The organism is Chryseobacterium sp. OSA05B (genome assembly GCF_019970065.1).
Classification (GTDB): Bacteria; Bacteroidota; Bacteroidia; order Flavobacteriales; family Weeksellaceae; genus Chryseobacterium.
On the sequence record NZ_JAHXYH010000006.1, the window covers coordinates 1 to 22,002 of the forward strand.

At 38.2% G+C, this 22,002-nt stretch carries 16 protein-coding genes; all 16 read right to left on the minus strand.

The window, feature by feature from the left end; translation table 11 throughout:
* Positions 1-117 precede the first annotated feature (117 nt).
* Positions 118-801 (minus strand): hypothetical protein, encoded by a 684-nt coding sequence (locus LC419_RS19840; protein ID WP_223608974.1) that lies wholly within the window; start codon positions 799-801, stop codon positions 118-120.
* Positions 802-803: 2 nt separating this feature from the next.
* A complete protein-coding gene (rfbD, locus tag LC419_RS19845) occupies positions 804-1,682 on the minus strand; it encodes a dTDP-4-dehydrorhamnose reductase (protein WP_368734506.1) in 879 nt (292 codons plus the stop codon).
* Between the two features lie 66 nt (positions 1,683-1,748).
* Positions 1,749-2,234, minus strand: coding sequence for a thioesterase family protein (locus LC419_RS19850; RefSeq protein WP_034727029.1), 486 nt, complete (start codon positions 2,232-2,234; stop codon positions 1,749-1,751).
* A 63-nt stretch (positions 2,235-2,297) separates the two neighbouring features.
* Complete coding sequence (locus LC419_RS19855; RefSeq protein ID WP_223608976.1) at positions 2,298-2,801, minus strand: OmpH family outer membrane protein; 504 nt, start codon at positions 2,799-2,801, stop codon at positions 2,298-2,300.
* Positions 2,802-2,864: 63 nt separating this feature from the next.
* Positions 2,865-3,416: an OmpH family outer membrane protein gene (locus LC419_RS19860; RefSeq protein ID WP_223608977.1), complete on the minus strand. Its 552-nt coding sequence runs from the start codon at positions 3,414-3,416 to the stop codon at positions 2,865-2,867.
* Positions 3,417-3,425: 9 nt separating this feature from the next.
* Positions 3,426-5,963: an outer membrane protein assembly factor BamA gene (bamA, locus tag LC419_RS19865; RefSeq protein ID WP_223608978.1), complete on the minus strand. Its 2,538-nt coding sequence runs from the start codon at positions 5,961-5,963 to the stop codon at positions 3,426-3,428.
* Between the two features lie 27 nt (positions 5,964-5,990).
* A complete protein-coding gene (uppS, locus tag LC419_RS19870; protein ID WP_223608979.1) occupies positions 5,991-6,740 on the minus strand; it encodes a polyprenyl diphosphate synthase in 750 nt (249 codons plus the stop codon).
* A gap of 5 nt (positions 6,741-6,745) precedes the next feature.
* A complete protein-coding gene (locus LC419_RS19875; protein ID WP_223608980.1) occupies positions 6,746-7,636 on the minus strand; it encodes a DUF6089 family protein in 891 nt (296 codons plus the stop codon).
* Between the two features lie 213 nt (positions 7,637-7,849).
* A complete protein-coding gene (locus LC419_RS19880; RefSeq protein WP_223608981.1) occupies positions 7,850-10,345 on the minus strand; it encodes an exopolysaccharide transport family protein in 2,496 nt (831 codons plus the stop codon).
* A gap of 2 nt (positions 10,346-10,347) precedes the next feature.
* Positions 10,348-11,202 carry a polysaccharide biosynthesis/export family protein gene (locus LC419_RS19885; protein ID WP_223608982.1) on the minus strand — a complete coding sequence of 285 codons (855 nt, stop codon included), beginning with the start codon at positions 11,200-11,202 and terminating at the stop codon, positions 10,348-10,350.
* A gap of 26 nt (positions 11,203-11,228) precedes the next feature.
* The gene (locus LC419_RS19890) at positions 11,229-12,356 is read right to left on the minus strand and encodes a glycosyltransferase family 4 protein (protein ID WP_223608983.1); all 1,128 of its coding nucleotides are present in this window, start codon (positions 12,354-12,356) and stop codon (positions 11,229-11,231) included.
* Between the two features lie 115 nt (positions 12,357-12,471).
* The gene (locus LC419_RS19895; protein ID WP_223608984.1) at positions 12,472-13,458 is read right to left on the minus strand and encodes a glycosyltransferase family 2 protein; all 987 of its coding nucleotides are present in this window, start codon (positions 13,456-13,458) and stop codon (positions 12,472-12,474) included.
* Positions 13,455-14,231: an SGNH/GDSL hydrolase family protein gene (locus LC419_RS19900; RefSeq protein WP_223608985.1), complete on the minus strand. Its 777-nt coding sequence runs from the start codon at positions 14,229-14,231 to the stop codon at positions 13,455-13,457. Before LC419_RS19900 ends, LC419_RS19895 begins: the two co-directional genes overlap by 4 nt.
* An 11-nt stretch (positions 14,232-14,242) precedes the next feature.
* Entirely contained in the window at positions 14,243-15,310 is a 1,068-nt protein-coding gene (locus LC419_RS19905) for a formimidoylglutamase (protein WP_223608986.1), read from the minus strand.
* A 159-nt stretch (positions 15,311-15,469) separates the two neighbouring features.
* Entirely contained in the window at positions 15,470-18,028 is a 2,559-nt protein-coding gene (gene topA, locus LC419_RS19910; protein WP_223608987.1) for a type I DNA topoisomerase, read from the minus strand.
* 274 nt (positions 18,029-18,302) lie between these two features.
* Complete coding sequence (locus LC419_RS19915; RefSeq protein ID WP_223608988.1) at positions 18,303-21,734, minus strand: T9SS type A sorting domain-containing protein; 3,432 nt, start codon at positions 21,732-21,734, stop codon at positions 18,303-18,305.
* Positions 21,735-22,002: the final 268 nt, after the last annotated feature.

The window sequence follows — 22,002 nt, forward strand, 5'->3', positions numbered from 1 at the left end:
TTATTTAACATAAAATTCATGAAGAACCCAGATTTAATCATAAACGACTGGTATGCAGAGTGAAAAATTTTAAACTAATGTTTAATTTTTTCGCTTTCCTTTTCTGTGGTAGTGATTCTACCTTTTAGTATGTTCATAGATAACGCTCAAAAACTCGGCATAAGACTTTTCCAGACCTATGATATCACCGGATTTTAGATTTAAACCGCCGCTTCCTGATGTATCAGATTTTACTTTTAACGAAGAAACCTGGAAATATAAGTTTTCATCGGCTGTCTTTGGCTGAACCTTAATTGTAGAGCCCAGAAGTTTTTTGGTTGAAATGGTATAGATTTCCCCGGGAATGATATTCAGAGTCAGGTAAGATCTTGGTGTCAATATATAGTCCTTCTTATTGATATTAATCTTCTGATCTTTATCTGATGAAGCAAAAACATACAACATCCCCTTCTGTACCGTCAAATTTTCTTTAGGAGTATAGTATAAAGCAATTTTATAGTTTGCCGGATTGAGGGACTGCGGAGTTCCATCTATGTTTTCAAAAGGCTTAAATGAAAATGTATTGGCTCCAATTTCTTTTGCCTTCTTATATATTAATGAAAAAATAGCAGCGTCATCATTTGAGAATCCCTGAACTTCAATTTCTCCCAGATATTCTGCACCTACTGTAGCTTCTGTTTTTTGATACAGGAACTTGTCTGTGTGGTCATTTGTTTTTTCAACTTTTGAAAGGTATACATTCTGGGCGGTACACAAATGGGCACAGAATAAGGAAAAGGCAACGGTGAGATTCTTTATCATAATTATTGTTGTGTTAGTATTCTGACAGATTCCTCAAGACTGTTTTCCCAATGTTTTGGTTCAATTCTGTAAATTTCTTCTATTTTATCTAAAGACATGGTGCTTCTGGCCGGCCTTTTTGCAGGCGTAGGATACTGTTCTGTAGTAAGAGGATTTAACTGTATTGAAGCGTTTGAAAATGCTGCGATCTTTTTTGCAAATTCAAACCATGTTGTTTCAGGATAATTTGAAAAATGAAAAATACCAAAGGTCTTGTTTGAAGTCTGAATGATATCCATGATCGCTTCTGCAAGATCATTAGCATTGGTAGGCTGACCGAACTGATCGGCAACAATTCCAAGCTCTTCTTTCTGAGAAAAGAGGTTCAGCATTGTTTTAACAAAATTCTTATTGAATTCTGAGTAGAGCCAGGAGGTTCTTAAAACAATGGTTTTCGGATTGATCTCCAAAGCCAGTTCCTCTCCTTTTCTTTTCGATTCCCCATATACTCCCGTCGGGCTGGTGAAATCATCTTCTGAATATGGAAGATTTGTATCTCCATCAAAAACGTAGTCGGTGGAAATGTGGATCAGGATACTTTTGTGATCTGTACAAGCCTGAGCCAAATATCCCACTCCATCAGCATTGACCGCAAAAGCCTTATCACTTTCTTTCTCGGCAAGATCAACTGCTGTATATGCAGAGGCATTGATACAGTAGTCCGGTTTGTTGTCATAAAAAAAACCACTGACTTGATCTTCGTCTGTAATATCCAAGGTCTGTGAATCTGTAAATATGAACTCATATGAATTTTCATAATCAGGTGCAATTTTTCTGATACAGTTCCCCAACTGTCCATTGCTTCCTAATACGGCTATTTTTTTCATCTGCAATTTTATTATTTTACTTATCAAATGTAGTGTTAAAAGAAAATATTCACTTTTATAATAAGGGTTTATTTTTCTTTATTAAGAATTTTTTGCGTTTTGAGATCTTAAAAATTTCACTCTAGGCTGAAAATCTTTCTGTTCAAGGTCTACATAGAACTTATGGAACGTTTCTTTTATATCTTCCGGATGGATTTCTGATTTTCTTGTTTTGATATTGAAATAGATTACTGTAACCCATAGCACGGCATGAACTGTTTTTTCATCCAGGCTTTTCATTAAAATTTCCACCTTAGCTGTTCTGTCTTGTATTTCTATGGTCTTGCTGCTGATCACAACCTGTGTATTGTATCTCACTTCTTTCAGATAAGCGATCTCATTCTGAATGGCTATCCATGTACATCCTGTTTTTTTGGTGTATTCTTCATAGGTAAATCCATAAAATGTTTCTACGTGATCTTCTCTGGCATTGAACATATAATCCAGATATTTTACGTTATTTAAATGTCCTATCGGATCACAATCGCTGAACCTAACTTTTACGGTTGTTGATACTTCTTTTTCCATAGCGCAAAAATAAAAAAACCACCTCTAAAAGAGGCGGTTAATTTATAAAACTTTGTTAATTTATTAGTTGATCCCTAATTCTTTCTTAACAGCTGCTGTAGCATCAGCTCCTGATCTGTAAACAAATGCCGGAGAGTTTGCATCCATGATGAATTCGTATCCGTTAGCTTTAGCTACTTTCTCGATCGCATCATTCAATTTTTTCTCAATTGGTCCAAAAACTACATCCTTCTTAGCTTCTAAATCTTTAGCCGCTTTTTCCTGCATTTGTCCAATTTCTTCCTGAAGCTTCTGTAATTCTCCTTCTCTAGCTTTGTTCTCGTCAGCTGTTTTCTTAGGAGCTTCTTCTGTATAAAGCTTCAATTTAGCTTGACCTGCATCTGCTTTTTTCTTGATCTCAGATTGTTTTGTATCCAAGAAAGTTTTTATATCAGCGTCTGCTTTCTTCTTTTCCGGCATTGCATTAAGAACCCCCATTACATCAACAGTAGCAAATTTCTGAGCTTTTGCCATACTTACCGACACAACCATTATTATCGCGGCAAATAATACACTTAATTTTTTCATAATTGGTAAAATAAATAATTTAATTTGTTTTTAGATTGTAAATTTAAGCAAAAGTTAATTGATTTACTTTTTGCTTTTAGATTTTTCTTTCTTATCAGATGTAGTTCCCTTTAATAAGATGGTCAATACTTTTTCTGTATAATCATATCTTGGCAAAAGGAAAAGCACATTGTTATCGGTTTTATCAAGAACCGTGCCCAATCCATTTTTCTCAGCCATCGTTTTGATAGCATTCCAGATCTGATCCTGGAACGGCACTACAAGATTTGTTCTAAGTTTTGTAATTTCTCCGTTGACTCCAAAACGCAAGCTTGTTGTCGTTTTGATATTCTTTTCAAGATCCATTACTTCTTTTTCTCTAAGCTTCAGCTGGTCTCCTATCAACAATACTTTCTCACTTTCAAATGCCGCTTTTTTTCTTTCGTACTCAGACTGCAGATTTTGAAGTTCTGACTGCCAGGTATCGATTTGGGAATTTAATCTTGCTTCAGCTTCTTTGTATTGAGGCAGCTTATCTAAAATATAGCCTGTGTCTACCACCCCTACTTTCTGAGCGTTTGAAAACCCAAAAAGAAGGAACAATACAAATGTGAAAATGATTTTAAAGTTCTTCATATCTATGAATTATAATGATTGGTTCATCAGGAAGTGAGTTTTCCATCCGGATGGTTCTGTGCCTGAAACGGTCTTATCGAATCCATAAGCAAAGTCAAATCCGATCAAACCAAAAGCACCCATGTATACTCTTACTCCAACCCCTACTGATCTTTTCAATTGGAATGGATTGTATCCGCTCCAGCTATTCCACACGTTACCTCCTTCAGCGAAAGTAAGTGCATAGATCTTAGCGGTCTGGTTCATAGAGATCGGGTATCTTAATTCTAACGTAAATCTGTTATAAATTGTTCCTCCTCCTCTTTGTGTAATATCATCTGCTTCACCTCCATAAGTGGAAGCATTTTCATAACCTCTTAAAGGGATCAATTCACGACCGTCATATCTACCTCCGAATAAACCGGTACCTCCTACGTAGAATCTTTCGAATGGCGGAGCCCCAAGTTTTTTGTTATATCCGTCCATGAATCCCATTTCAGCAGAAGATCTTAATACCAGTTTTCCAGCGATCTCGTTATAGATATCGGCTTTGAACTTGATTTTATAGAATTCCATCCACTTGTATTTATCCACCGGTGACATTGTAGAGTAATCTTTATTGCTGAACAATGAGTAAGGTGCAGTCATTTTCGCGGAAAGCTCAATATTTGAACCCATTGTCGGGAAAATAGGGTCAAGACCTGCAGAGTTTCTGCTTAAACCTAAGTTAAGACTTAAGTTATTGGCATCACCATAATATTCGGTGGTATCTCCAAACTGGAAAGGATAGTTGCTGAATTTATAATTCTGAAACTGAATCCCTGTGTACAGTGAGAAATAATCATCTGGCCAGTTTAATAGTCTGTTCAGACCTACTGATGCCGAGAAAATATTAAGTTTCTGGTCATTTCCACTGCTATCGTTATATTTTACTCTGGAAGTATTTAAACTTACAGAAAGAGCCGTTGGTTTTGTTCCAAACAACCATGGCTCAGTAAATGAAATTCCATAGTTTTGGAAATACTGTCCAGCCTGTGCCTGAATAGACAAGGTCTGCCCGTCTCCCTGAGGTACTGGTCTGAAGTCTTTAAACTTAAGGAAGTTTTTCAGAGAGAAGTTGTTGAACGTAAGTCCTAAAGTACCGATAAAGCTGTTACCACCGTAACCTGCCTGTAACTGAACCTGAGAAGAACCTTTTTCAACTAATTTCCAGTTGATATCTACTGTATTATCCGTCTGATTAGGCTGGATATCCTGACCTACCTGCTGTGGATCAAAGAATGACATTCCTGCCAGATCAAAGTATGTTCTCTTGATCTCTGTCTTTTTGAAAAGCTCTCCCGGTTTTGTTCTCAGGGCTCTAAGTACCACATGGTCATGGGTAGTAGTATTCCCCTGCCACGTTACTTTGTTCCAGGTTGCCTGTTCTCCTTCAGTAATTCTGATCTCAAGGTTTACCGCGTCTCCTGATACCGATTTTTCTACCGGTGTAACGCTGGAGAAAAGGTAACCGTTATTCATGTACACAGACTTGATATCTGAGTCATCTTCCTTACCCCCGTCTTCTCCTACTTTTTTATTGAAACCTACGGCATCGTAGATATCTCCTTTTTTATATCCTAATAATCTCTGTAAATGCTCTGTAGCGTACACTGTATTTCCGGTGAATGTAATATCTCCGATGTAATACTTCTTACCTTCTTTAAGCTTTACGTTGATCTCGTAGTTATTTCTTTTATTTCTCCATACAGAATCTGAAACAATGGTAGCATCTCTGTATCCTAAAGAGTTATAATAGCTTACCAGACTCTGCTTGTCTTCCTGATATTTTTCTTCAATGAATTTAGAAGATTTCAGAATTCCGCCGATACCAAATCTTCTCTGTTTGGTTTCTTTGAATGCTTTTTTTCTAAGCTTGGCATCTGTAACGCTCTCGTTGCCTTCAAATTCGATATGGTCAATTTTTATTCTTTTCCCTTTCTCTACATTGATGGTCCAGTCTACCATAGACGGATCATTTGCGTTTACTTTATCCTGAATCGTAATTTTAGCGTCGGCAAAACCTTTTTTCACGTAATCCTTAGGGACTTTTGTCTTAAGGCCGGAGATCAGGTTTTGGGTGATCTTTGTTCCTGGCTTCAGATTATTGTCTTTTATCAGTTTTTCGTTTTTAGATTTACCAATCCCTTTCCCTGCGAATTTTACTTCACCAAGTTCTTTAAGGTCTTCCAGATAGAATCTTAACACTACGGTTTGCCCTTCAATACTCTGAACATACACTTCAACTTCTGAAAAAGACTGGGTATCCCAAAGCTTTTTAACAGCATTGCTGATTTTCTGTCCCGGAATATCTACAACTTCGCCTTTTGTTAAGCCTGTAAATCTTAAGATCTGAGCCGGCGTATATTTTTTTACCCCATCTACAACAATGTCTTTAAGCGTGTAAGTGCCTGTGCCATTTTCTGCATGTACAGCATTATTTACTTTAGTGCTGTCCTGAGGAGTCACTTGTCCATAAAAATGCGCAGAAGCAGCAAACATTATGATGGGTAATAGTCTAAACTTCATTTTATCGAGTCTTTCTTTTCTTTAAATTTATTGGGCTTTTATCTGATCGCCGGTTAATCCGTATCTTCTTTCCTTGTTTTGATAATCAACAATACACTGGAAGAAAATATCTTTTGTGAAATCGGGCCATAGGACATTTAAAAACTGTAGTTCCGCATAAGCAATCTGCCAGAGGAGGAAATTACTTACTCTTATTTCTCCGCTGGTTCTTATCAGCAGGTCTACAGGAGGAAAGTCTTTTGTATAAAGGTAGCTTTCGAATAATTTTTCATCAATATTCTCCACATCAACTTGTCCTTCTTTCACGTCAGAACTGATTTTTTTTACGGCATCTAGTATTTCGTTCTGTGAGCCGTAGCTTATTGCCAGCACTAAGTTCCCTTTTGTGTTTTCTTTTGTAAGCTCTACTACACGTTCCAGCTGTTCTCTCACCAGGAGAGGGAGCTTTTCGAGATTCCCTATAACATGCATTCTGAGGCCTTTGCTAAAGATTTCTTCAGCTTCCAGCAATAAGGTTTCCACCAACAGATTCATCAGTGTACTTACTTCATCTGCCGGACGGCTCCAGTTTTCAGAAGAAAATGTATACAGTGTTAAATAAGGTATATCAATCTCATTACAGGCATTAATGGCATTTCTTACTGCATTAATGGCATTCTTGTGACCGAAGGTTCTCTCTTCGCCACGAGTTTTTGCCCATCTTCCATTGCCATCCATAATGATGGCGACGTGTTTCGGTAAATTCTCAGAATTTATTTTATCTTTAATCAACGACATATTAATTAATCACAATAGCATGGAGGTCTTCCGAATGAATAGGTAAGTCCTAAACTAAAAGTATTCATCCAGTCCTTAGACCTGTCATCCCCTATATTTCTTTTGTTAAGAAGTTCTTTTTCTCTTTCTTTAGAAACTGCATAATAGTTTCCGGACTGCAGCAGTGAAGCACCGGTAGCAGGATCCAGAATATCCGCATTAAAGCTGGATGTTACATCTTTTGACATTAATCTGCTATGATCAAGCTGATCTGTCATTGTATATCTGAACGTAGCTTCTGCAAATATAGCCCAATTATGGTTGAACTTATATTTTAAACCTACCCCAAAAGGGATATGCATTGTTACTTTTTTTCCTAATGTATATACCGGAGTACTTTTAAAATCCAGTTCATTAAGAGGAGCCTGTGCCACTCCGTCTGCATCTCTTCTGAAGTCATTCACAAGATCAGCCTTTGGAGCATCAAACATCAAAGCACCGATACCTCCGAAGATGTATGGACTTACCATGCTTACCTGCTCATTATTAACAGGGAAAAGATTGTATTCGAACATTAAACTCGCTTCGTATACATTATTTTTTCCATAAGAGTTTCTATTTACTCTGTATTCTTCTTTCGCAGCTTTATCGCTGAACTGAACCTGATTGTAACCCAAGTCCAATCTCACGGTCTGGTGCGGGTTAAAATTAAATCTATATAATAAACCTCCATAAAACGGGAATCCCCATTCTGACATCCTGTCTAAATCCAACGGCTTTTGTAAAATATAATTGGTCCTTCCGATGTCCCCTACTAGGTTACTCATCCCTAGACGAACTCCCAATTCGTTTCTTTGTGCTTTAACACTTACCATTCCAAGGAAGGCAAGAAAGCTAAACAATAATTTTTTATTCATAAAAGAATATGGATTTATGGTTATTTTAAAATTTAATTTTTGCAAATATAAAACATTTTTATATTAATGATATTCTTAATGTATAGTTAAAAATAAACAAAAAAACATAATTTGTTATAAAGTAAACGGCAAAGTGCCAAAAATATTCTTTTTTCCTTAGATTCCAAATACTGAAAGTATAAGAAAACCCCCATTTGCTGAGGGTTTAAAACGCTATTTTTTATTAAATATTGCCTGTACCTTATTTCGTATTTTAATCAGTAACGGTTCTTTATAATTTTTGTCTTCATCAAAATAGCCGTATCCATATCCGTAACCATATCCGTAGCCATATCCATATCCCTGCTTCGTATTATAATCATTATATATCAATCCCAGATGATCAATCTCTCCCTGGTGGTATTTCTCCGTGATCATTTTCAGCATATATTTTTCTGTATATTCATGACGCACTACATAAATATTGGCATCAGAATACTTCATCAGTTCATAAGAGTCTGCTACCAGACCTACCGGCGGGGAATCTATGATGATGAAATCGTATTTTTCTTTCAGCTCTTCAATAAATTTGATGTTTCTTTCACTCATCAAAAGTTCTGAAGGATTGGGAGGAATCGGCCCTGAAGTAGCAACATCCAGGTTCGGGATTTTGGTCTTGTTGATGATCTGCTCAATATCTACTTCTCCTGTAAGATAATTCGAGATACCATATTTATTATCAATTTTAAAATCACCGAAGATCTTTGGTTTTCTAAGATCCATCCCCAGAAGGATTGTTTTTTTATCACTCAGTCCAATTACGGAAGCCAAGTTGATGGAAATATAGGTTTTCCCTTCCCCACCAATTGAAGAGGTTATCAGAATCGTTTTTCCTTTTCCTTCTTCTTTGTTGTCCATCAGGAATCTTATGCTGGCACGTATTCCTCTGAAGGCTTCTGATACTGAAGATTTAGGCTGTTCAAGAACAGTAAGCATATTCTCGTTGCTGTTGTTTCCAATCACCCCCAGAAGCGGGATCTTCGTTGCACTAAGCAATTCTTTGATATTTCTTACCTTATTATCCAGAACTTCTCCGATAAGGATGAATAGTAGCGGCAACAGCAACAACCCGGAAATAATTCCAAACTTGATTGCTTTCACATTCGGCCCTATCGCGCCCTGACCCAGATTCTTCGCAGGGTCAATCACCGTAATGTCAGACTGATTGGTCGCTACTTTCATCTGCGCTTCATTCTGTCTGGATAAAAGACTATTGTAGGTAGCTTCTATCATATTGTATCCTCTCTCTGCATCCAGGTATTTTCTTTCTTTTTCCGGATATGAGTTCAAATCGGAATTGGCATCTGCTACCTGTCGGTCTATCTTATTGATCTCATCATAATATCTCGTATAATAATTTCTCAAAGTACCCGATGAGCCTGATCTTGCTTCATCTATCAGCCTGTTTATTTCTTTCATCGGCTCTGAATTGGGCTTATAAATGGTAGCCATCTCTCTTTTCTTTGTGTACAGCGCCTTAAGTTCCGTAACTGTCGCTGAAAAGAAGCCGTCTTCAAAACCGGCAGCATTGGTGCTGATCATCTTATCGAAGTCCTGCGTCTGCAACGTAGTTTTAATATTATTCAGAGAACTGATCTTACTGATGATATCAGCTTTTTTTCCTTCAAGCTCTTTTATTTTATCCAAAGACTTCTCGTCTCTGTCTTTAATATTGTAGAGTTTTTCTGAAGTTTTTAAATAGTTCAGGACCGCCGCACTGGAATCCAGTTTTTTGCGGATATTATCGATGTTGGCCTGCAGGTAAACATCTGTATTCTTATTGACAATATTTTTGTCAGCCAGTCTTTTCTTCTGAAGCTCTGCAACTGATTTATTTAAGAAATTAACGGTACTGTTAAGATTAAATCCTTTTTTATTAATAATCATGATCGTCCCGATCTCTTTGTCAAATTCTACGGATATGGTAGAAACAATATCATTAACACTCTGGTTCACAGAATTAAGTGTTACAATAATATTATCCACTTTTATTTTAGGGGTCTCTGTATTTTTAACCAGTCTGAATCTCAGATTCGGGGAATTGTACCATTCATTGACTCTGATGATCTTATTGGCAGGTTTGGCATATTCGTTAACTGACTGAAAACCTTCTGATTCATAACTGTATAGATTGGTAGACTGACCTTCTTCAGGAAGAACTACTTCATACATGTCTTTCCCTTTGGGAATAAGAGTCACTGGATAATTGATCTGCTGCAGATGTTTTTTATCGATCTGCATAAAGATCGGTGAATCTGTCTTATCAATATAGGTGGATTTGATCACTCCTTTCGTAGAGTAGTTCACAAAAAGATCCAGCTCTTTCACCAAAAACTCGTTATGAGATCTGGATAAAAGCATTTTTTTCAGATAAACTCCGTCCTGATTTCCGTTTTGTCCCCAGATAAAGTTGATAGACTGCGTGGGGGTAAAATAGCTGGAAGTATTGTTGGATACGCTCAAAGAAAGATTTGAAGCATAAATGTTCTGCGCATAGTATTTACTGTATACCCACGAAACGACATATCCGATACACAGCATAAACACAAACCAATACCAGTTTTTGAGTATTCTTCTCAGGAAATGTTCTATATCAAATAATGCAAACGATCCGTACTTTTCCTTCTGGGGTTCGCTTTTCCCTACTTTGTTGTCTCTTTCTGGAATCATGGTTAAAGATTTTTAAGAAGCAGGTAAATAGATAGTGCTGTAGTAATCACCGATACTCCGGTGGTTAAAGTCTGTACCGGATCTTTTCCAAATCCGTTCAAGCTTTTCCCTCTGGTATTCAGATAGATTTCATCCCCATTCTGCACGTAGTAGAAAGGCGAATTCATTATATCTTCACGGGTAAGGTCAATTCTTGCCTTTTTGATTCCTTCCGGAAGTTTTCTGTGGATAACGATATTTCTACGGTCAATGGTTCTGTTCAAACCTCCGTTAATAGCTAATGCTTCTGTAATCGTCAGCGTATTTTTATGAACTACTTTTTCACCTGAAAGACCTGTGGTTTCCACATCTCCCAAAATATAATAAGTGATTCCGTTCGTATTCAGTCTTACTTCCGCTTTTCCTTCCTGAAAGTTTTCATTTACTTTTTCCTGAAGCTCCTGGGTAATATCTTCCACTGTTCTTCCTTCCGCTTTCACGTATCCTACTCCGAAAACATTGATGTCTCCTTTGGAATCTACCTTCAGACCATTAAAATAGAAGTTCATATTTCCACCGGTAGCAGAGCCGCCAACACCTGATCCTAATGCAGTGGGATTAGCACCACCCCCTATTCCTCCGGATGTATTCAAAGATGAATAAAACTGAGCAGCATCTCCCTTGGGAGTAGTCACAATGTTGAGATTAAGGATGTCGTTTTTTGTAATTCGGTAAACGGGAATATTGTAGGGAATAAGTCCTTCTTCATTGATGACCAGGCTTTCGCTCGGCTGCATATACCTTACATCTTTTTTGGTGATGCAGGATGTCATAAAAAAGGGTAATAGTAAAAATAAATACTTTAAGTTCTTCATCATATTTGAATGTTTTGCAAAAGTAAAAATTAAATTGTTATTTTCTTATTATTTCGTAAATGATAAATCAAATCTGGTAGATAAGCTCCAAAAAAACCTAATAAAACGATTATTAGAAGTAAAAGATTTATATTAAGGTGTCTTAAATAATAAGCCACGGTAACGATCATAAGATAATACACAATGATATAAAATGTGGAACGTCTGTGGGTAAGATCCAGTTTCAGTAATTTATGGTGGATATGGTTTTTGTCAGCGTCAAAAGGCGATTTTTTATTGCACAGTCTTACAATTATCACATTTAAAGTATCCACGATTGGCAGAATAAGAATAGCTACCGCTACTGCAGGTGCCGACTGAAGGTGATACCTCGGAACATTGGGAAGTTCTTTATCAATGAAAATATCGATGAAACAGATGGATGTAAAAGCCAGCAGGAAACCCAGAAGCATTGATCCGGTATCTCCCATGAAGATTTTATTGGTCCTGTAATTCGATAAATTATAATAGAGAAATGCGAGGACGGTGCCTATAATGATCGCGGATAAAACCACCAACGGGTAATTATATTCCCCGAGTCGGTAATAACTTATTCCGAACATGGCGCTGCAGATCACGGAATATCCTCCGGCGAGTCCGTCTATCCCGTCGATCAGGTTGAAAGCATTGATCAAAACTATAAAAGTAACAATGCTGAACAGCACACTCACGATATAATTCATCTCATATATCCCGAAAATTCCGAATAAACTTCTGATCCTTATATCTGATCCTATGACAACCAGTGATGAAACAACGATCTGTGCCACAAGTTTCTTATAGGCCCGCATCACGACAATATCATCCATCACCCCGACATATAACAGGATAATTAATGAGGCGAATAAAAATTTGTAGAGATCAAAGAGTTCATAGGCAAAGATTGATGCACTGATTCCGATCGAGTAAAAGATGGCAATCCCGCCAAGGTTGGGGATCTTTCTGAGGTGGGAACTCCTTACTCCAGGTTCATCCATAAGATTCTTTCTTCTGGATATTTTAATGATGGTGGGTATGGAGAAAAAGGTAATTAAAAAAGCAAACAGAAAACCTAATCCTATTTTCACATAAAAAATAGAAATTCCTGATTCGCTTAAGAACAATTCAAAATTCTTCATTTTTTTTTATCAAGCACATCATCAACGTCTTTGATAAAACTCATCAGGATTCCTCATAAAAGGCTTTCTGTCAAAGTTTTAGTGATGACTGAAATAATTGTACTTATCATTTGTGTTATAACATTTTTCTTATCAGCTTCTTTTGTCCGGCAAAAAATAACAGATAAAAAATCTTTTTTTTCACTGGCAAAGATAAAAGATAATTCTTACCAAAACGACTATAGTTCAATATATCTTGAATATTTATTTTCCTTTCACGCTTAAAAACAGCCAGTTCATCGGCCATTTTATTAAAAGTCTCCTCATTTTTCACAAAAGCCACATAAGCCAGAAATGAATATACCCCTTCAAATATCTGAAAATTTTTCAGTTCCTTCCTTTTATGGGAATATCCAGATTTTTCGAATGCAGATTCTACATCTTTTACGGCTTTCAGGATATCCAGCCCTTTTTCTGTGTGGGTTTTTGTAATGGAATCCGTGCGCTCCAGATACTGATAATGAAAATTCTGGGTCTGAGCCACCACTTCACACTCAAGAAGCAGTTGTGGAATCAGCTGAATATCTTCAAAATGAACTCCCCTTTTAAATCTTTTATGATCGAAAAGCTCTTTTTTAAACAGTTTATTGCAGGCAAAATAACTCAGATCTGAAAAAACGGAAAAATGATCTTTCAGTACTATCTTTTCAGTCATATTGGGAATCTGCGTCAGTTTCTGGGTTACTTTTCCATTCTGATCCACTTTCTGGATATTACAGATCACCATTTTGGATTCATGTTTTTCTGCAAGCTGTACCATTTCTTCAAACATGGTCTCAGTCACATAATCGTCACTGTCTACAAAACCAATATATTCTCCCGAAGCTCTGTCCAGACCAAAATTCCGGGCATCGCTTAAGCCTCCGTTTTCTTTATTGAAAGCCTTTATTTTATCCGGAAAATTCCGGGCGTATTCTTCAATGATCAGTCCGGAACCGTCTTTACTCCCGTCATCAACGACGAGAATCTCAATATCCTGAAGACTTTGGTGAACCAGAGAATTCAGGCATTTGGCCAGATAATTTTCGACATTATATACGGGAACTATAATTGAAACCTTCATCTTTTACCTGTTAAATTAACAATTCCTTTTGCTAAAAATTCACTGAACTTTTGATATCCCAGCTTATTCAAATGCAGAGGATCTCCGAACAGGTTCCGGTCTTTCTCATAATCTTTGGTCACCTCGTCGAAATTTAACACGACGACTTTCTGATCCAGACCATTCTGTTTTAGATCTTCAAGGAGAGCATTTCTGTAATCCTGTATTTTAAATGCTGCACCTCCGTTTAAAACCAGCTCAGCACCTTTGTTGCCAAATCCGCTAATGATATTTTTATTTTTAAAATCTTCTTCTACTCCAAACTCCGGCATAGAAACGACAACCGGTTTAATGTTATAATGCAGCAGTGTTTTAATGATCATCATCATGTGATGGGTGTAAAAATCCGGTCCTACATGGGTCGCTGCATCATTTACCCCGGCAATAACGATACAGTAGTCAGGTTTTTTTTCAATCACTTTTTTGGAAGAAAATTCTTCACCATCCTCTTTAAAAAGGTTTTCATAGATCCTTTTGGTCTTCGCACCCGGATTTCCGGATGAATAGATCTCTGCATGAACGCCCTGATCAGACAACTTCCTGCTTAAAAGGGAATCCAGGTTCTGCCGCACCACCCAGCTGTCACCAATAATACCGATCTGTAAACCTTGTTCGGGTTTTGTGACGGACGAAAAATAATTTTCTTCACCGGCATAAGCGTATTTATTCCAGAAATAAACGAAGCAGAAGGCTCCGGCTAACAGAACAATACTTAAAACAATCTTTTTTTTCATCTTGTGTATACTTAAAAGGTCAGCCTGGGATTAAGCGTTCCTCTTTTTGCTTCTTCAAAATCTTTTTTGGAACATGGAATGCAGTTTTCGATATTGTCATCATCTCCGAAGTACCATAAATTACTGAAAGTATCCCGTTTGAAGGCATACTGATCATCATCTATCAAAACATAGAACAGCTCATAATGTCTTTCTCTGGGATGAGACCGCTGGATATTGATTCCTTCGATCAGATACCAGATCATTTGAGCCAGTAACTGGTGATTCAGTTGGTTTTCCGAATAAATATTATAATTAAAAATCCCGACAGACTTTAAATTTTCACTCAGTCCTATTTCTTTCATGTAGGCACAAATCTCCCTTCTGTTCAATCCGTTGACCTGAGGATTCATAGAAAACGGTTCACTGAAACTTTCAACCGCATCACAGTTCAGTGTCACTAGGTCAGTTTTCCTGAAGAAAGGTTCTGTTTTTTCAGTAGAATTCATCATTTCAGCAAGGCGGACGATGTCAAATTGCACTTCCTTAATCAGTCTGATGGAATCTGCTTCATTCAAATGCTTCTGATAGCCTAAGTGATGGTAATTTTTAATCGAGAAATTCTTGGAACCTAATATTTTCCCTAAAAAAGTATGTTCATTAATCTGCTCACCCTGCTGCAGGGAAATAATATTGCTGATCTGGGTATAGTTGATATTTTTCTTATGAAAATTCAATGTGGAAAACAATGAAAAAGCAAAGTCATTGGATCCCCCGATGATCACCGGAAGAGCTCTTTTGTAATGACATGCCGACAAAACCTCCTGCAGAATATAATGGGAATCCTGAACAGATTTTCCGGAAACGAGATCTCCAAGATCTACGACAGGAATTTCAAAATCCAGCTGTGAAAGTTTATAAAACTCCTTCCTTACCGCTGTAAAATCCTGAACTTCCGCATCGCCGCCCGCACCTCTATAATCCGAAACAAAGAGAAGAACAATGCTGTCTTCTTTGATATCTTTCGTGATCCTGCTGCCTATCTGCCAGCTTTCCGTTTTGAAATTTCTTGGTGAAATGATAAAATCTTCAAAATCCATATTTTTAATTTGAAAACTTGAGAAAATGTTAGTTTATTAATTGCTTTACCGAACAAACATACAAAAAAACCACAGCAAGTACATATGCTGTGGCGCTTTTTGTTGATAAAAAAAGCCGTCAACACATATTGTTAACGGCTTTGTATACTTATTTTAATATTACTTCTTTTTGGCGGCTGGCTTTTTGGCAACAGTTGTTTTCTTAGCAGCAGGTTTCTTAGTGGCCGGCTTCTTTTTCTCTGCAAAAGCATTTTTATCCTGATCCGTGATCCACTTTTTCACCTCATCCAGAGACACATCTTTCAGCTCTTCAGATTCATATTTGGTATCGTCTTTTTTCTTCGGTATTTTGAACATGGCTTTCCCGAATTTCACGAATGGCCCCCATCTTCCGTTTTCAATAGAAATCTTTTCTTTTTCCCATTGCTGGATGTATCGGTTGGCTTCTTTTTCAAGTTTAGCATCAATCAGTTCATTGATGTCATCCTGAGAAAGATTATCAAAATTGTATTTTTTAGGAACATTGATAAACAGATCTTTGTATTTGATAAACGGTCCGAATCTTCCGGTTCCTTTTGTTACAGGATCTCCTTTATAAGAAGCAATCGGTGCATCAGCTTTTTTCTTTTCATTGATGATCTCTTCTGCACGCGCCTGGCTTACTGAAAGTGGATCTTCTCCTTTCGGAATGCTGATGAATGTTTCGCCCCATTTCACATAAGGTCCGAATCTCCCCACTCCCACGGAAACAGGCTGCCCGTCAAATGCGCTCAGTTCAAACGGCAATTTGAAAAGTTCCAGTGCTTCTGCCAGAGAAATGGTTGCAATATTCTGCCCTGTCATCAGTGAAGCAAAGATTGGTTTTTCTTCATCTTCCGTTTCGCCGATCTGGATCATCGCTCCGAATCTTCCGATTCTTGCATGAACATTTTTACCGGTCTTCGGATCTACTCCAAGCAATCTGTCACCATTGGCTCTGTCTGCATTTTCTTCTACATCTTCAATTCTCGGGTGGAATTTTGAATAGAAAGTGGTCATCATTTCTTTCCACTTCTGATCTCCGTTGGCAATTTCGTCAAAACTTTCTTCTACTCTTGCTGTAAATCCGTAGTCGAGGATTTCTTTGAAGTTATCCGTCAGGAAGTCATTTACAACCTCACCGATATCTGTAGGGATAAATTTATTTTTGTCGCCCCCGAATTTTTCTTCAAGAACTTCTTTTTTGATCTTATCTTTTGTAAGAGACATTCTCACCACCTCACGGGTGTGAGGATCGATCTCTCTTTTATCCACATATTCTCTGTTCTGAATGGTCTGGATCGTTGGCGCATAAGTAGACGGACGTCCAATTCCCAATTCTTCCAGCTTTTTCACCAAACCTGCTTCCGTATATCTTGCGCTTGGTCTCGTGAATTTTTCTGAAGCTGTGATTTTCTTATAACTTAAGATTTCACCTACACTTACTTTAGGAAGTAACTTTTCATTGTTTTCCTCATCATCATCTTCTGTCTTTACAATTCCGTAAGCTTTTAGGAAACCATCAAAAATGATCACTTCACCTTGTGCTTCAAAATTCTGAGGCAGTGATGCATTTCCTATTTCGATCACTGTTTTCTCAATTTTAGCATTCGCCATCTGAGAAGCCAGCGTTCTTCTGTATATTAATTGGTATAATCTGTTCAGTTGGGCATCACCGATACTTTTAACGGCAAAATCAGTGGGACGGATCGCTTCGTGAGCTTCCTGTGCCGATGCAGATTTTGTGGTGTAATTTCTTGGTGAAGAATATTCAGCGCCGTATTCTGATGTAATTTGTTTTTTTGCGCCTTCGATAGCTTCCTGGGAAAGGTTCACGGAATCCGTTCTCATATAGGTAATATATCCTTCTTCATACAGCCTTTGGGCAAGACGCATGGTGTTGGTTACATTATATCCTAATCTTGATGAAGCTTCCTGCTGTAATGTGGAAGTAGTGAACGGTGCAGATGCAGAACGTGTTCCCGGTCTTGTTTCCACATTCAGAACTTTAAATTCTGTAGTCTTTGCTTTTTCAAGGAATTTTTCTGCGTCTTCTTCTTTCTCGAAGTCTTTTTTAAGTTTAGCAGAAATTTCCTGCTCGATTTTATTTAAGAAGATTCCGTCCAGTTTAAAGCTCGCTTTCGGAACAAACTCACGGATTTCTTTTTCTCTCTCTACGATTAATCTTACGGCTACAGACTGTACTCTTCCTGCAGAAAGACCCGGTTTTACTTTTTTCCAGAGTACCGGAGACATTTCAAAACCTACGATTCTGTCCAGAACTCTTCTTGCCTGCTGGGCATTGACAAGATTCTGATCGATATCTCTTGGATTTTCAATGGCTTTCAGAATGGCATTTTTAGTAATCTCGTGGAAAACAATTCTTTTTCTGTTTTCAGGTTTTAATTTCAGCTCGTCTGCAAGGTGCCATGCAATAGCTTCCCCTTCGCGGTCCTCATCGGAAGCCAGCCATACCATCTCTGCTTTCTTTACTGCGGCCTTTAATTCTGTTACCAGTTTCTTTTTATCAGCCGAAACTTCGTAATCAGGACTGAAGGTGGCAAGATCTATTCCCATTCCTTTTTTTGGAAGGTCACGGATGTGTCCGAAACTCGATTTCACTTCGAAATCCTTCCCTAAATATTTCTGAATAGTTTTTGCTTTTGCCGGGGACTCTACGATTACTAAATTTTTCGACATTCTAAAAAAATTTTTTGCAAAAGTAAAGCTTTTTTATTATATACTTTTTGTTAAAACAGTTTAATTTAATATTTAGATGCGTTTAACAGGCCTTCCCGAGGGCATTTTAATAGATATCAAGTCCTTTAGGACGTACGGTTTAGGGCAAATTCCAGCGCTTATAAAATAAATGATATAGAATTTTTCACCAATGCTGATAGATGCAAAGTATATGGAAGGCATAAAAAAGCAGAACAGGAAACCCTATTCTGCTCTGCTATTGCTTTTTTAAGTTTTATTGTTTGATGATTTTCACAATTTTTTCAGAATTATTGATTCTTACCAAATATATTCCTGAAATAAGGGCAGAAAGATCTGTTTTCCCGTTTTCAAACTTGCCGGATCTTACCAGCTGTCCGGACATATTATAGATCTGATAAAAGTATCCGTCTTTTTCCGGTGCATCGATATAAAGAATATCTTTTACCGGATTCGGGAATAAAGTGATCTTGTTCTCACTTACTTTTTCTTTCACCTCAACACTGCTTAAAATTTCCGCTCCTTTTCCTGATGCTAAGGCTGTAACCTGTAATTTCGGAATAGGGCCGGCTTCATTTCCATCGGAATCATATTTCATTTTTACACATCGGCAGCTTGTTCCGAAATACGGATCATTATTATCATGAAAAGCAATGAAACGGTTGGATGTAGATGCTGCATCAAATAAAATATTAATGGATCTTCCCAGATAATTGGCCGCCAAGGCTCCCGTCCATACACCCGGAAACTGGAAATTTACTGTATTGAAGGTTCCTTGCGGAGACTGATTCGCCAGAACACTTCTGAATCCGCGGGATCCTGAATCGGGAAAATTTCCTACCGTGTAATTAGGACCGTTAAACATATATCCTATGGTGGATGTTGTAGAAGGATTTCTCACCCTTGTTCCTGAATAATCTGTGGTTACACTATAAAAAGTGGCTGCATTTTTATCTTTTTTATACCATGGCGACTGTCCAAAATCCTGGTTCGAGATCAAAGCAGAGCTTGTAATATCCGGAATTCTCCAGCCTTCAGGACATGGATCAAAAGGAGACTTCTTCCCTCCTCTTCCCCATCGGTCCGGAGCAAGATTCGGTTCATTGGCCAGCCAGTCCGTTCCATTGGTGTAATTCGGCATTGCACTGTTATAGGGGGCAAAAGAACTCGGAATCATATATACCAAAGGATTTTTAACGGAGTACGACAGTACTTTCGCTATTTTTTCTGCCGGTCTGTCTGTACTCTGTGCATTGGAAGCCGCTGCATACGTACTGTAAGGAACTATATAATTTCCTGACATATTATTATAAGTAGCAGGAGTAAGTGTTGTATAGGTCACTGTTCCGTTATCTGCCGCTGCTCCTAAAAATATATTATAGGAAGCTCTGTTATCTGCGTACTGAAAGGTAGGAATCGGATCTTTTCTTCCCCACTGATAATGCATTCCTGTCGAAGATCTGATTTTGGCAAGCTCTGCAGTAGTGGGACTAAGTCCGTTCCCCACCATCGGAAAAACATCTGTTGCACCCAAATTTCTGTCCATGAACTCTGTCTGAAGAACAACATCTGCCTTATTCACATAATTCACATAATTCACCGCCTCAATGGACGGAAGCTCTGTGGTATAATTAAAGGATCCAAGAGCAGAATCCGTGATCCAGATATGCCAGCTCCAGTATAGCGGAGATGTAATACTTCCGTTATGAAGTGTTACCACAGCATTTCCGCTTTGATTGGGTCTGATCTCCACTGAAATTTTTGAGCTGCTGATGCTTTGAAGTGAAGACGGTGAAGGATTAAACACACTGATTTTATTGATCAAAGCGGTATTGGTCGTCCACAGCACGTTTGCTTTTAAATTGCTGAAACTCGAAGGATTCAGAATTCCCTGGTTATTCAGTAACTGACTCTGAACTGAAAATGCTTTGCTTACAGGAATTTCTACTGTAAAAGATTGAGTACTCTTAACAGCCTGATAAGTATTGGGATTATTGATGCCCTCTCCGTATTCTGAAGCCGGAGCTAAATATTCAGAAGGGAAATTATATTTATTCACAACATAAAGCGGGTCTTTGATACATCGGCAGCCATTGGCTTCGGAGGTATACATTCCGGACATTGGCATGTACGTATATCTTCCTTTAATATTGGGATAAGCAGGATCAGGAACATCCGGCTGCCCTTTGTCGGGGATCATATAAAGTCCTCTTGTAAGTACCGTGGGAGATCCATCAAAATGTCTGCTCATCGTAGCGGTCCATAAAGCTACATGATGCTGGTCGGTATACTGTCCTTCATGTGCAGCCCTGATCAACTGTCCTGTCCCCGGAAACATGCCCATATTGAACCCGCCTACATTAGAAAGATCAAAACCGAGGTTGGGATAAACCCGGAATCCGGTCATGAATGAAGGGACACCGGCATCGGTAGGTTTTATGATATGGTATTTATTCGTTTCAAAAACGTTTTTAGCCATATTGGTTCTGACCCCAAAAGGAGAAAAATCTACCCTGATATCATCTGCATAAGACTGAGAACCTAAATTGGCAACAAGCATTGAGGGCACTCTCCATCCGTTCGGGCACGGGTCGTAAGGTGACTTGTCCCTGTATGGCTGTGCGCTGCCGTCATTATTATAGTCATCATTGATCATTCCCCGGGAATTGTCAGACCAAAGATTAAGCTCCGAAAGCCTTCCATCCCCCATTTCTGAGAAACGCCCAAACCAGTTGACAGGAAGATTCGGATTGTTATTATAATAGGCCTGGCTGCTGTTGTCATCTTTATTTACATAGATCAGACTTAACGGATTTTTCACTGAAAGCCTGATATTCCCGATCACTTCAGCATTTGCTAATGTGACGAACTTCGTGAGGTTATCGATACTTACAGCACCGTTAAAGTTCTTCGCTGCTCTGTGTCTAACTCTCCCCACGGAACCCGAGACTTCATAAAAATCATTCCCTCTCGTTACCAAGGGTGGCATCGGGTCTTTCCTTCCCCACTGATAGAGCAATCCTATATTTCTGTTCCAGTCTGAGGAGGTAATGGAACTGCTCAAAGCACCGAGATTACGGTCCATCCATCCCCACTCCGCATCGGGAATGGGCTCAACAGTTCCGTTGGCCCTCATTCTTGTAATATTGCTAAAGCTTTTGTAAGTTGATCCGTTACCGGGATCATCAGTTACCCAGATATGCCAGCTCCAGTAGATCTCTCCGTTTACCCTTAATGCAATGACCGCATTTCCTTTTTTGGTTTTATTGATGGGAACTTTTATTTTGGCATTCTGATTAGAATCCAGAATCTCGAGAGCATAGCCCGTTCCTGATTTGATGAGACCGTGGGTATCTTCCCACAATACATCCGCTGTTACCGTACCGGCAGGAATTCCGCCAGCTTTAACGTATTTATCTTCTGCCCACATGGCGTAGGCTTTTCGTACCGGAACCAGAAGGCCTTCACTACTTTGTCCGGGATCAAAAACATAGCTGTTGGGAGCTTTTGTCCAGTCCTGAGCTGCTTCTCTGCTACCAAGTTTCCGTAAGGTATCACCTGCTGACACTAATCTTTCCGTATATCTATACGAGGGAGGAATTTCATTTAATTCCCTGCTATTCATGGAATAGGTACCAATCGACACTAAGCAAAAAATTGCCGCAAAATTTTTAACTAAATTTTTCATATCCTTAGACTTGTGTGCCCTTTAGGAAATACAACTTTTAAGCCTTCGCCAATCATAAATCATTAATAATATAAATAAGAACATTATATTCAAATTACAATATTAATAATCAATAAGTAAAAGATTATAAATACAAAAACGGCACAATTCGTTTCACAGGATGCAAAAATAGATGATTCAAATGACATATCAGATCCGGAAATTTCAACTTGAATATATCTTAATATTCCGGAGGAAATCATCCAGAAAAGACCACAAAAAAAAGACA